Annotated in this window: 5 protein-coding genes; 2 read left to right on the top strand and 3 right to left on the bottom strand. The window is 68.2% G+C overall.

The features are described from left to right. Nucleotides 1-27: 27 nt before the first annotated feature. Entirely contained in the window at nt 28-2,439 is a 2,412-nt protein-coding gene (pbpC, locus tag U5809_RS16115; protein WP_322087252.1) for a penicillin-binding protein 1C, read from the bottom strand. Between the two features lie 54 nt (nt 2,440-2,493). Beyond that, a complete protein-coding gene (locus U5809_RS16110; protein WP_322087251.1) occupies nt 2,494-8,496 on the bottom strand; it encodes an MG2 domain-containing protein in 6,003 nt (2,000 codons plus the stop codon). A 282-nt stretch (nt 8,497-8,778) separates the two neighbouring features. On the opposite strand from U5809_RS16110, the gene U5809_RS16105 reads away from it, so the two are divergent. Further along, on the top strand, nt 8,779-10,047 hold the full coding sequence (locus U5809_RS16105; protein WP_322087250.1) for a lipoprotein-releasing ABC transporter permease subunit: 1,269 nt from the start codon (nt 8,779-8,781) through the stop codon (nt 10,045-10,047). A gap of 8 nt (nt 10,048-10,055) precedes the next feature. Here the strand turns inward: U5809_RS16105 and U5809_RS16100 are convergent, their stop codons facing one another. After that, nucleotides 10,056-10,865, bottom strand: a complete 810-nt coding sequence (locus U5809_RS16100; RefSeq protein WP_322087249.1) for a hypothetical protein — start codon at nt 10,863-10,865, stop codon at nt 10,056-10,058. A 496-nt stretch (nt 10,866-11,361) separates the two neighbouring features. On the opposite strand from U5809_RS16100, the gene U5809_RS16095 reads away from it, so the two are divergent. Continuing rightward, entirely contained in the window at nt 11,362-13,326 is a 1,965-nt protein-coding gene (locus tag U5809_RS16095) for a Xaa-Pro dipeptidyl-peptidase (protein WP_322087248.1), read from the top strand. Nucleotides 13,327-13,615: the final 289 nt, after the last annotated feature.

Here is a 13,615-nt window from a genome sequence, read left to right as displayed (position 1 = left end):
CCCGCCAGCAACCGACAGCCCGCCCCGCTACTGCTCCAGCCCCACCCCCAACGGCCGCTGATCGCTGCGCCCGTGATCGTCGACCACCCGCACCGTATAGTTGCCGGCCGTCCTCGGCTGCCAGAACAGCACATCGCCCGGCGTACTGCGACCGACGTACGCATCGTTGACGAACCAGTACAGCGCATGCGCGCTCGCATCGGCCGTCGCGTTGAACGCGATGCGCGTCTCCTCGGTGCGCTTCACGCGCATCGCATACGTACTGCCACGCAGCGGCGACGTGATCCGCGGCGGATCGCCTTCGACCTGCCCGGCATCGCGACAGTCCGCATTCTGCGGCGGCCGCCTGCGTGGGACACCAGCCTGAGCGAACACCTGCTGCAGATCCGACGGCCAGAACTCGAAGATCTCCGTATGCGTGCGCTTGCCATCGTACGGCGGGCATGCAGCCTTCCCCGTCGCATCGTCGATCACGACGGGCCGGTGCACGGTGCTCACGCGAATCGGCGACGTGCCGGGAATGAACCACGTCCAGCCCTGCTGCGGACACCACTCGTTCGGCAGATCGCCACTCGCGAGACAGATCCGCACGCGCTTCAGCCGCGGCGGCATCGCACGCGGCGGCTCGACGAGCGCGCGCTCGGCATTCATCGCGTCGACGACCTGGAAGAACAGCGGCGCGGCCGCGTCGACGCCGACGAACGCCGTATTCGTCGAATTGTCGAAATTGCCGACCCACACGACCAGCACGTACGGGCCGAACACGCCGGCCGTCCACGCATCGCGAAACGACCATGACGTGCCGGTCTTCCAGTACACCGGCACGCTCGACGGCTGTGCGCCGCTCGTCTCGTCGGGGCGCAGGTGCTGGCGCAGCATATCCATCGTCATGTAGCTCGCGTCCGCGCTGAGCAAGCGCAGGCCGGGCAGCGCCGGCTCGTCCGCGCGCAGCCGCAGCGGCCGGAATTCACCGCGATTCGCGAGCATCGCGTACAGCGCCGCGAGATCCTGCATCGTCACCTCGCCGCCGCCGAGCACGAGCGCGAGCCCGTAGTGCTGTGCGCTCGCGAGCCGGCGCACGCCGGCTTCCTGCAGGAACTGATACAGATCAGGCGACTTGAGCTGCGACGCGACCCATACGGCCGGCACGTTGCGGCTGCGGTTCAGCGCGTCGGTTGCCGTGATCGGCCCGAGGAAATGGCCGTCGAAATTTTCCGGCGCATACGGGCCGAACGAAGTCGGCACATCGCGCAGCACCGTCTGCGGATGCAGCACGCCCTGGTCGAACCCGAGCGCATAGATGAACGGCTTGAGCGTCGAGCCCGGCGAGCGCCGCGCGAGCGTACCGTTCACCTGCCCGTCGATGGTGCGGTCGAAGAAGTTCGCGGAGCCGACGAGCGCCTTGACGCCCATGTCGCGCGTATCGACGAGGATGGCCGCCGCGTTGCGTATGCCGCGCGTGTCGTTGCGTGCGACATAGCGCGCGATCTGTCGCTCGAGCGTGCGCTGCAGATCGAGATCGAGCGTCGTCACGAGCTGCGCACCGGAATCGCCGTCGCCTGCCGCGCTGCCCGACGTCGTGCGCCACGCGCTGCGCGCGGCGAGCGCCTGGTCGACCGCATGCGGCGCGTCGAACGGCAGCGCGGACAGCGGCCGCATCGCAAGCGGCAACGCGAACAGCGGCTTCAGCGACGCATCGCCCGGATGCTTCGTCAGCCAGCGCGCATACAGCCGGTTGCGCGACGTGGCGAGCGCGCGATTGATCTCGTCCTGCCCGCCGCGCACGCGCCGTGCAGGATCCTGCGGAATCACCGCGAGCGCGAGCGCTTCGGGCAGCGTCAGCGCATCGGGCATCCGGTCGAAATAGACGACGCTCGCGGTGCCCGCACCCTCGACGTTGCGGCCGTACGGTGCGTCGTTCAGATAGGCTTCGAGGATCTGCCGCTTCGAATAGAACAGTTCGAGCTGCATCGCGCGCGCGACTTGCACGAGCTTGCCGGCCGGCGTGCGCGTGTTCAGCTTCCACAGCGAGCGTGCAAGCTGCATGGTCAGCGTCGACCCGCCCTGCGGATTGCCGCCGCGCACGTACGTGATCCACACGCCGCGTGCGAGCCCGTACGGGTTGAAGCCCGGATGCCACCAGAACCAGCGGTCCTCGTGCAGCATCACGGCCTCGACGAGTTGCGGCGACATCCGGTCGAGCGGCACCCACAGCCGGTAGCGGTCGTCCTTCGCGAGCGTCAGGCGCAGCAACCGGCCCTGCGCGTCCGTCACTGCAACCGACGACGGTTTCCAGTCGCGCAGCGGCGGATGCGGCCACAGCCGGCACGCGGCCAGCGCGCCGAACACGAGCAGCGCACCGACGAGCCAGTTCTGCCAGCGATGCAGCCAGCGGCCGGCGCCGTACAGCGCGCGCCGGAGCACGGATGCTTCAGCCATGCGCGGATGCTCCGCGCGTTCGACATGGCCTGCAACGCCGCTGCCGCCGGATCGTCATCGCACGCGCTCCACCGTCAGTGCCATGCCGCCCGGCGCCTGCGCCTGCACGCGGCGGTCGTACATCGACTCACCGTACGCGGGCGGCGCGACGAAGCGGCCCGCGTTGCTCGCCTTGATCCGGTAGACGAATTCGCGCACGTCGGTGGTCGCGGTGCCGTAGATCACCACGCGGTCCTCGCGCACATCCGCGAACTGCGGTTGCCACGTCGAACCCTTTACGCCGATCGGCGAACGCCACGGTACATCGGCCACCGGCGCCGACGCGCCGCCGTCGCCGTTGCTGTCGCCATCCTGCGCGTCGGTCGCGGGCGGCGGCGCGATCACCGGATCGAAGCCGCCCGGCAACAGGTCGACGATCGCGACATTGCCGACGTTCGCGGAGCCCGTCGCGCGGATCTTCAGGTGCACGTCGATCTCCTGGCCGACCGTGATCTTGTCCAGCGGCTTGCCGTCCGTGTCGGTGTAGTCGCGCACGATCTCCAGCCCGTTCTTGATCGCCTTCGTCGACGTGCCGCGGTCGTAGCCCGACTGGCTCGCGACCCACCATGCGGGCAGCGCGCTGCCGTTCACGAAGTCGACGCGCGACGCGCCGGCCGCCCACGTGCCCGAGCGTACGAGGTTCGCCTGGATCGACGACACGTCCTTCGCGCCGGCACCCGCACGCACCTCGTCGATCGCGAGCTGGTCGAGCTGGCCCGCGTTCGACGCCGCGTACGCGTCGAGCGCGAGGATCGTCATCGCCGACGACAGCGTGTTGTAGCGGTTGTCGACGAGCGGCGCGGCGATGTTGTCCATCGCGCGCGGCGACAGCTTGCTCACGCGATCCGGGAAGTGCTTCGCAAGCAGGTACAGCACGCTCGCGTCGCGCGTCAGCGGGTCGATGTAGTAACCCGTCACGTAATCGCCGTCGGACGCGCGCTTGCGTTCGAGCAACGCCTGCGGGCTCGCGATCAGTGCGGCGGCCTCCTTGTCCTGCTTCAGCAACTGATACGACGCGGCGAGCCACGCGGCCGCGAGATCGTTCTTCCAGTCCTTCGGGTACGCATCCTGCAGCCGCTTCTGCACGGCCGCGAGGCTGTTGGTCGTCACGTTGCCCTGGCGCGTCAGCAGGTAGACCGCGTACGCGCGCTGCCGCAGCAGGTCGAGCGAGCCGAGCGAATCGTTCGCGGCGAGCTTCTGCAGATACGCATTGCCCGCGTCGAGCATGTCCTTCGGCACCGCAACACCGCGATCGTGCGCGTCGAGCAGCACGTGCATCGCATACGCGGACACGAACGGATCGGCATCGGGCGTCGCGCTCCACAGCCCGAACCCGCCCTGCGCGTTCTGCCGGCTGCGCAGTACGCCGAGGAACTGCGTGATCGCGCTCGCGTTCGCCGCATCCGCACCGGCTTCGGGCGCATGCATCGCGCTCGTCAGCGCGCGCACCGACAGCCACTTCGCCGCGAACACGCGCGGCACGACCGCGCTCACCATCTGCTCGCTGCAGTAGTGGTCGAAGTTGACGAGATACGACGACAGCCCCTCGGACAGCACGAGCGGCGCGGTCGAGATGCTCGCGTCGCGCGACGCATACGCGTCGTACATCGACCGCAGGTTCGGCACGCTCGCCTTCTTGCCCGGATCGACGCGCGCGATGTCGAGCTGCGTGCGGAACGCGGCGGCCGGCCGCACCGACACGTCGACGCGCTGCTGCGCCCCCTTCGCGCCATAGCGCGCGCCGAACGACAGCGCGCCCGAGCCGAGCGTATCGGTTGCCTTCACGCGGAACATCGCGACGCCTTCATGCTGCGGCGCGAGCGCGACGTTCTGCGTCGCCGGCCCGATCACCTGCAGCTGCGGGCCCGTCTTCAGCGTGACGGCCACCGGCACCGGCTGGTTGCCGACGCCCGTCAGGTTGTTCGCGACACCGACGCTGACGTCGGCCTCGTCGCCGGGCGCGAGCGTCGTCGGCACGTTCGGCGACAGCACGAAATCGCCCCGCACCGTTGTCGCACCTTCGAACGTGCCGACCAGGTCCGGCGACACCGACACGGCCATCACGCGCAGCTTCCCGTTGAAGTAGTCGGGCACCGTGTAGCTCAACCGCGTATCGCCGTTCACGTCGACGATCCCCGACCAGTAGACGACCGGCTTGTCGCGCTTGCGCTTGAACGGGTTCAGCTGGCGGCCGATCGCATCGTCGGCGTCCCCGCCGGGCGCGGCCATCGCCATCAGCTTCTCGAAGTCCGGCAGGATCAGGTCGAGAATCTGCGATGTGCCGACTTCGAGCATCCGCTTGCGGAAGAAGAACTTCAGCGGATCGCCGAGCTTGTAGCGCGCGACCTGCAGGATGCCCTCGTCGACCGCGAACACGACGACCTTCGCGGGCTTCGCCGAATGCACGGTGAAGTTGACGGTATCGCCCGGCTTCACGAGCGCCGGCGCATCGACCGTCACCGCGTTGCGGCGCGCGTCGAGGTTCACCGAGAACGGCACGACGCCGTAGCTCAGCGGGCTCATGAAGATCTCGTCGGACGACGGGTCGCGGATGTATTGCACGTTGATGTAGCCGTTGCCTTCGAAGCCGGCCGGCACCGTGATGTGCTGGATCGAGCTCGTCGTGTCCGCATGGAACCACGCGTGCGCATACACCTTGTCGCGTTCGATCGTGATCAGGCCGCTGCCCGCATAAGGCGCGCGGATCGCGATCTCCACCTGCTCGCCCGGCTTGAAGTCGTGCTTCGCGAGGCTCACCTGCAGCTCGGCGTTGCGGTCGAGCGAGCGCGTGACGTTCGCGGCGCCGGTGACCGAATACTCGATCCGGTTCACCGCGGTGCCGTCCGCGCGGCGGATCACGAGTGCATAGCTGCCCGGCTTGTCGGTGCGCAGCGCGAAGTCGAGCCCCGCGGCCGGAATCGCCAGCGGCTTCTCGTCGACCGGCACTTCCTTCAGCCGCGAATCGTATTTGTACGCGCCGGAATCCTGCTTCGTCAGCACCGACACGTAGCGCTCCTCGACGAGCTGCGCGCGCAAGTCCTTCACATCGATCGCCTTCGCGCCCGGATCGATCGCGACGAGCCGCACCGTACGCGGGCTGCCGCGCTTTACGTAGCCGAGATCGTCGACCGACTTGTAGCCGACGAGCCAGTCGTTGTTCGACACGAGCGTCTGCGCGTTCGCGGCAACGTTGCGGCCGCCTTCCGCCTCATACGCCTTCGCCTGGAAATACAGCTGGTAGGTCGCGTCCGCGTACTTGTCGAGATCGAGATCGAACTCGGCATGGCCGTGGTCGTCGGTCGTGCCGTCCTGCAGCGTCGTCGTATAGCCCTCCTTCGCGCGGCGTGCATCGAAGAAGTGATAGCCCTGCCAGCTGCGGAACGACGGCCACACGGGGCGCAGCGTCAGCGTCGCCGCGACGCGGCGTTTCTCCGCCGGCGTGCCGAACAGGTTCTGCGCATCGACGATGCCCTTCAGCCCCTTCGGCTTCACCCATCCTTCGACGACCTGCTGCGACAGCTTCGCGTCGACCTTCATCCGGTCGGGCAGGAACTCCTTCACCTGCACGGTCGTGCTGCCGATCGGCTCGGCGCCCGGCTGGCCGTCCTTCACGATATACAGGTTGACCGTCCACGTGCCGGTCGGCGCCGTTTCGGCGGTCGTGTAGCCGAGCTCGGTGAAGCCCGTCGCGTCGACGGTCACCGGCTTGCGCTCGACGGTGATGCCGCGCGGATCGACGATTTCCGCCTGCAGCGGCACGCCGGCCGGGCTGCGCGCCCAGCTGGCCGCGCGCACGATCAGGCCGATGTGGAACGGATCGCCGGGCCGGTACAGGCCGCGATCCGAGAACAGGTACGCCGAGAGCTGCCCCTGGCCGGTCGCGTTGCGCTCGCCGTCGACGTCGAAGCGCGAGAAATCGAGCTGGCGGTCGCGGCCGGCCACCGGCAGGAACGACAGGTCGGTGTCCTTCTTCACGACATACAGCTGCGGACGTTTCTCGCGGTCGAGCCCCTTGAACGCAGGGAAATGCACGACGCCGTCGGCAGCGGTCGTCTGCGTGAACAGCGCCTGGCCGTTCACCGCGAGCACCGACACCGTTGCGCCCGCAACCGGCTTGCCCGTGCGGATCGACTGGATGAACACGTCCTGGCTGCCGTCGAGCGAACGCTTGACCAGCATCCCGAGATCGGTCACGACGATCAGGCGTGTATCGCCGAGCGCGCTGTCGCTGTCGTCGCCGTTGCCGCTGCTGTCACCCGAATCGGCGTTGTCCGACTGATCCTGGCTGCCGTCGCCGGACGATGCATCGCCGTCCTTCGCGTCGTCGGCTTTCTTCTTCTCGGCCGCCGGATCGTACTTCGACAGGTGCAGCAGGAACACGCCTCGCTTGCCGCCCTTCAGGTACTGGCCAAGATCGATGCCTTCGTAATGCGCCTTGCCGGGCTCGCCGGCCGGGAACGCACGCGTCTGCACGAAGCGCTCGACGATGTGATCCTCGCTGAACGAATAGGACAGCTCGGGCCGCGCGTACGTGCCGTTGTTGAAGCTCACGAGATGCTGGATCTGGTCGGGCAGCACGCGGCCGATCTCGACCTTCATCCCCGGCAGGTTGCGCGACACGACCGACAATCGCTTGCTGCCGCTCATCGACAGCAGCGAGCCGTCGGCCATGAAGCGCAGCAGCTTCGGATAGTCGGGCACCGTGAACGCGCTCGTCACGGGCTTGCCGAGCAGGTAGCCGCCCGCCGATTTCAGGTCGCCCTCGAACCGCACGACGACGCGCTCGCCCGGCGTCGCGTGGTACTTGAAGCTTTGCAGCGTCGCGAAATCGTTCTCGGTCGGCACCGCTTCGAGCGGCAGCGGCTTCGACTGCTTCAGCACCGCATCGCTGATGTCGGCCACGTTCCATTCGTACGGCGGATCGTCGTCGGATTGATCGACGCCCGGCTTGCGCTTCGGCAGCACCCACGCCTTCGCGCGCGCGGCGAGATCGGCACTGCGCACGCCGTCGGACGTTTCGGCGACGAGCACCTGCTCGGGCTCATAGCGCTCGTTGTCGACGAGCGTCGGCGCGACGTTGCCGATCGACAGGCTGTACAGCCCCGGCACGCCGACCGACGCGTGCAGCACGTCCGGCGTGCCGTTGCCGCCGCGCACGCTCTTCACGCCCTTGTCGACGTCGAGCCGCACCGACAACGGATCGCGCGGGATCTCGAGCGGCTGCGAGTAGACCCACGCGCCCGTCTTCATCTTGTCGTAGTTGACCGTGTAGCGCAGCGGCGACGCGGTCTTGCCATCGCGGCCGACCAGCACGAGGCCGATGCGCTTCTCGAATTCGGCCGGATCGACCGGGTAGTTGAAGCGCAACTGCAGCAGCGCCTGCTTCTCCGCCGGATTGTCTGGGTTCTGGTAGAACTCGTTGTTGCCGAATGTGGCGGCGAACGCCGGCAGGTCGAACGAGAATCGGTCGTCATGCATCGTCACCTGCGGCGCGAACACGCGGTGCACCGCGAAACGCACCTCGACGTGCGCGCCGACCGGCCAGTCGGCCGCCGGCGTGAAGCGCAGCGTCTTGTCGTCTACCCACTCCCACGCGCCCTTCAGCGCGGGCGTCATCTCGATGCCGTCGCCGGCCGGCTTGCCGACCTGCTCGATCGGCGCGGCCGATTGCGCGAACACGACTTCGAGCGGATGCACGGTGATCTTCGGCTTGTCGGTGTCGTCGACCTCGTAGGTCGTGATCGCCGGCGCCTTCACGGTAAAGCTGACGGTTTCGGGCTCGGGCGGCTTCGGGCGGTGCTTGAACCAGTACCCGCCGTAGCCGAGCGCGGCCGCGAGCAGCACGAGGCCGCCGGCATGCCACGGGCGGCGGCGCACGGCCGCGACGGTGATGCCCATCCACGCGGGCGCCGTCCACGATACGTCGCCGACCAGCGGCCGCAGCGCGCTGCCGAGCAGCCACCACACGAAACCTGCGACGCGAATCGGCAGGAGCAGCAGGAAGCGCAGCAAATCCATTTGTTATTTCCTTGTCAAGGACCTGCTGCCGACGCGGCAACCTTCCCCGAATTGTTATGGGTCTGTGACGGCGCGGCCCGGTTGCGCCGTATTGCCTGGTATGTTCGACCGGATGCTGGCCGCCATTATCGATCAGACCCGAAACGATGGAAATATCGGTGTGCCGGCACGCAACGCCGCCCGGTGACCGGCCGGTCGGGCGGATTTCGGTCCACGGCGCGACCGCTGCACACGGCCGCGCCGCGTTCGCTAGAATGCGCGGCTCGGCAGGATCGAATCGAAATGAAAGGAAACCGCTTGAAACTCCCGTTCGAATGGCAGATCGGGCTGCGCTACGCACGCGGCGGCCGGCGCTCGGCCGGCGACGGCTTCGTGTCGTTCATCGCCGGCGCCGCAATGGCCGGCATCGCGCTCGGCGTCGCCGCGCTGATCGTCGTGCTGTCGGTGATGAACGGCTTTCGCACCGAAGTGCGCGACCGGATGCTGTCGGTGCTCGCGCACGTGGAAATCTTCTCGCCGTCCGGCGCGATGCCCGACTGGCGGCTCACCGCGCACGAATCTCTGCAGAACCCGGCCGTGCGCGCGATCGCGCCGTACGTCGACGCGCAGGCGCTGCTGACGAACGCGGGCAGCGTGACGGGCGTCGCGCTGCGCGGCATCGACCCCGTGCTCGAGCCGCGCGTGTCCGAGATCGCGCGCAAGCTGAAGACCGGCCGCCTCGACGCGCTCGTGCCGGGCGGAATGGGCATCGTGCTCGGCTCGGCGCTCGCCGATGCGCTGCACGTGAAGATCGGCGACCGCATCACGTTCTTCGCGCCCGGCAACACCGCACGCATCGGCGAGGCGCTGCCGCAGTTCCGCCAGTTCAACGTGGTCGGCACGTTCGAGTCGGGCCACTACCAGTACGACAGCGCGCTCGCGTACATTCATATCCGCGACGCGCAGAAACTGTTCAACGTGCCCGCGCCGACCGGCGTCCGGCTGCGCCTCGACGATCTGCAGCGCGCGCCGGAGATCGCGCTCGCGCTGTCGCGCACGCTGTCGGGCGACCTGTACATCCGCGACTGGACGCGGCAGAACCGCACGTGGTTCGAAGCCGAGCGGCTGCAGAAGCGGATGCTGTCGCTGATCCTGATGCTGATCGTCGCGGTCGCCGCGTTCAACCTCGTGTCGTCGCTCGTGATGACCGTCACGCAGAAACAGGGTGACATCGCGATCCTGCGCACGCTCGGTGCGCCGCCCCGGTCGATCATGAAGATCTTCGCGATCCAGGGGATGACGATCGGCCTCGCCGGCACGCTCGCGGGCGTCGCCTTCGGCTGCGCGATCGCGGTCAGCATCCCGTGGGTGCTGCCGGCGACCGAACGGTTGCTCGGCATCCACTTCCTCACACCGTCCGTGTACTTCCTCAGCTCGCTGCCGTCGAAGCTCGCGGCGGTCGACGTGATCGAGATCGCCGCGGCCGCGTTCCTGATGTCGTGCGTCGCGACGCTGTATCCGAGCTGGCGCGCCGCCCGCGTGCGGCCGGCCGAGGCCCTGCGCGACGAATAGGCCGCGCGTTATGCCGTCTCGTGGAAACCGACGCTACTGCCGCCGTCCGGCGTGTAGCCGGCAAGCACGTCGAGGCCGACGTCGACGAGTTCGGCACGCATGCCGGCTGTCTCGCGACCCGACCGGTCGACCAGGATCGCCGTGCCGGACGACAGCTGGCGTGCCGTATTCAGCAAGGCGAGTGTGCCGCGCGCGGTGCCGGCCGACTGCCCGACCGTCAGCGGCGTGCCGTCTTGCGCAACGAGGTGCTCGCCGGACGCCAGCGGCTGGTTGCGCGCGACGGACGCGTTGAGCAGGCTCATGAAGTGAAAGCGCGCATCGGCGCTCCGGCCGGCTGCCGCGCGGTCGCCGTCGGTGAACGTGTCGCCACGCACGGCCGCCCCCTGCGCGGCGAGGTCGACGGCCTGCTCGTGAAACGCGTTCGTCGCGAGCACGAGGCCGGCATTCGCGTTCAGCGTCGACTCGATCCAGGCGCGATCGGTTTCCGCAAGGCTCGTCGATTCGACCTTGATCTGGCCGTTGTCGGTCGTGAAGTCGAATGACGCGTCCGCCAGATCCGGGCGCTTCGCGACGATCTCCTGCATGCTCGCCGCGAGCGGGTCGGTCACGCCGCGCAGTTTCATCGTCAGGTCGCCGACCATTGACAACTGTTTCGTCAGCGCCGCTTGCATCGCTTCAGGATCCAGCGCCCTGACGGTAAGCGGCTGACCTGGCGGATTCCCCGAGCCCGTCGCATCCGTGTCCTGGCGCCCGTCGAGCGCCGCCTGTGCCATCTGCGCGAGCGACAGGCCGCCCGCTGCCGTGACCGAAATCGTCATTGCCCTCTCTCTCTTCTTCAAGACTGTTTGTCACGGTTTACGGACGGATGCCACGGAAGTTGAGACGACATGCCGCGCACACGCCGAAACTTTGTTTGACCAAAGCTAAAAAAGTTTGACACGAACATTTCACTGAGATAACTTTTGCGCAAGCTTCCGGAAAGCAATCCGGCCAGCCACGCCGACTTACATCGCGCTTTCCTGCCGTTGCTGCACCGCCGTTCGCAACATTCCCGCCTCATCGCATCGTGCCGTTCCGTTTCATCTGAAACCTGAAGGAAGCTCGGGCATGCCCACATTTGATTCGCACTCCTGCATTCACTCCGTGGTGCCGCTGCGCTGACGCGTTCCGCTCGGGGCGAGACGCCCGTGCGTCCCGTCCGCCGCTTTTGATGGTGCAGTTCCGCTTCATCCGACGCAGTACCCGGCCAGGCCGCAGGGGGTGTATCGCGAGCCGCGCCGGTTCCAGACAATCACAAGAGACGAGGTCGATTCAATGAACATTCATCGAACCGGATTCCGGCGCGCGTGGCTTCCCGCGCTCGTGGCCGCCACGACGCTCGCCGCGTGCGGCGGCGACGACGGCAGCGTGGCGGGTGTATCCGCACTCGCGCAGGGCCAACAGGAGGGGGCAGCAGCCGCAGCGGCAGCCGATGCGCAGTCGCTCGCGTCGCACGTGTCGCCGTCCGGCGTCCCGTACGCGAATCCGGCCAGCAACGGACGCTACAAGCCGGTGATCAGCAACGGCCAGGTGCAGCCGTCGCTGTCGGGCGGCACGATCGAGGAAAACGCGTGGGTCGACACGCCGGTCGATTCCGACGGCGACGGCACGCGCGACCGCATTCATGTGCGCATCGTGCGGCCGTCCGAAACCGCGAACGGCGCACGCACGCCCGTCATCGTGCTCGCGAGCCCGTACTACGCGGGGCTTGCCGACAGCCCCGACCACAACGTCGACGTCGAACTCGACGGCACGCCGCATCCGGCCGCGGCTGCCGGCGCACCGGTATCGGCGTCCACGCGCATCATGGCCGCCGCACCGCAGTCGCGGATGCTGCAGCAGGTCGAAGCGGCCGCCGCCGGCCGCTCGTGGATCGAGAGCTACTTCGTGCCGCGCGGCTTCACGATCGTCTACGCGGATTCGCTCGGCACCGCCGGCTCGGACGGCTGCCCGACAATCCTGACGCGCGACGAATCTGTCGCGATGGCGTCGGTGATCCGCTGGCTCGGCCGCGACGCAACCGCGAAGGACGCGAACGGCAAGACGGTCGTCGCGAACTGGTCGACGGGCCACGTCGGCATGTACGGCGTGTCGTACGACGGCACGCTGCCGAAGATGGTCGCAAGCCTGCGCACGCGCGGGCTCGACGCGATCGTACCGATCGCCGGGCTGACGAACATGTACGGCTACTACCGCTCGGGCGGGCTCGTGCGCGCGCCGGAAGGCTATCAGGGCGAAGACGTCGACGTGTACATCAAGGCGCTGCTGACGAACGCGCATCCCGAGCGCTGCACGCACCTGATCGACGAAGCGTTGCAGCAGGAAGACCGCAAGACCGGCGACTACTCGCCGTTCTGGGCCGCGCGCGAGATCCCGACCGCGTTCGCGGTTGCACCGGCACTCGTCGCGCAGGGGCTGACCGACGACAACGTGCGCGTCGACCAGTCGACGTCGTGGTATCTCGCGATGCGGCGCCAGGGCGTGCCGACGCAGCTGTGGCTGCACCGCCTGAAGCACACCGACCCGACGCGCGTACCGGCGATGGGCGAAGCGTGGACCGCGGAGGTGAACCGCTGGTTCACGCGCTACCTGATCGGCTACAACAACGGCGTCGAACGCGATCCGCGCGCGGTGATCGAGCAGGCCGACGGCACGCTGCTGAAGGAGGCGGACTGGGCCGCACGCCGTGCGACGCCGGTCACGTATTTCGCGGGCGGCGACGGCGCGGGCACCGGCACGCTGCTGCGGCTGCCGTCCGGCGGCCCGCTCACGCGCTTCACCGACGATGCGCGCATTCCGGCGCTCACGCTGGCGAACACGCCGACGGGTGAAAACCGCAGCCGCTTCGAAACCGCGCCGCTGACGGCCGCGACCCGCCTCTCCGGCGCCGCGACCGCCCGCGTCAGGCTGACCTTCACGGGCGTCGCCAACGTGACGGCACTGCTGGTCGATCGCGCGCCGGACGGCACGGCCACGATCGTCACACGTGCCTGGACCGACCCGCGCAACCGGCTGTCCGAGTGGCTGTCGGAACCGGTGCTGCCCGGCTTGCCGTACGATCTGAAGCTGACGTTCATGCCGCGCGACTACAAGCTGGAAGCCGGCCACCGGCTCGGGCTCGTCGTCCTCTCCAGCGACTACGAGGCGACGCTGCGGCCGACGCCGGGCACGGGCCTGACGCTCGATCCGGCCGGCACGTCGGTGACGGTGCCGCTGGCTTCGTCGTCGGCAGGCGTGTAATCGCACGCCGGCTGCCGGCGTAACGGCGCCGCCTCCCCCGTCTGCGCGTTCGTTGGCGCAGGCGGGGGATCGCTGCAAGAAGGGAGCACCCAGGGCCTGTTCACGCTAATAACGGGCTTGCGCTGGCCCCCAGAAGGGCCGAGCGCAAGGAATGCGACGAAGCGAATACTCGACGTATTCGCGAGGAGCATGACGCGGCGATCGGCCCTTCTGGGGGCCAGCCCCACGAATGATTTTTTCCAAACAGGGGAACGTGCCTTGCCGGCCGCATTGCGGCGTCGCGCGTCGC

The organism is Burkholderia sp. BCC1999 (assembly GCF_905339975.1).
Lineage (GTDB): Bacteria > Pseudomonadota > Gammaproteobacteria > Burkholderiales > Burkholderiaceae > Burkholderia.
Note: the sequence above shows the minus strand (reverse complement) of the source record. Positions and strands in the feature narration are given on the sequence as shown.

Bases quoted from the DNA above. Each gene is read 5' to 3' on its own strand.
- U5809_RS16095 (WP_322087248.1), top strand. From the start codon at position 11,362: ATGAACATTCATCGAACCGGATTCCGGCGCGCGTGGCTTCCCGCGCTC.
- U5809_RS16110 (WP_322087251.1), bottom strand. From the start codon at position 8,496: ATGGATTTGCTGCGCTTCCTGCTGCTCCTGCCGATTCGCGTCGCAGGT.
- pbpC (WP_322087252.1), bottom strand. From the start codon at position 2,439: ATGGCTGAAGCATCCGTGCTCCGGCGCGCGCTGTACGGCGCCGGCCGC.
- U5809_RS16105 (WP_322087250.1), top strand. From the start codon at position 8,779: ATGAAAGGAAACCGCTTGAAACTCCCGTTCGAATGGCAGATCGGGCTG.
- U5809_RS16100 (WP_322087249.1), bottom strand. From the start codon at position 10,865: ATGACGATTTCGGTCACGGCAGCGGGCGGCCTGTCGCTCGCGCAGATG.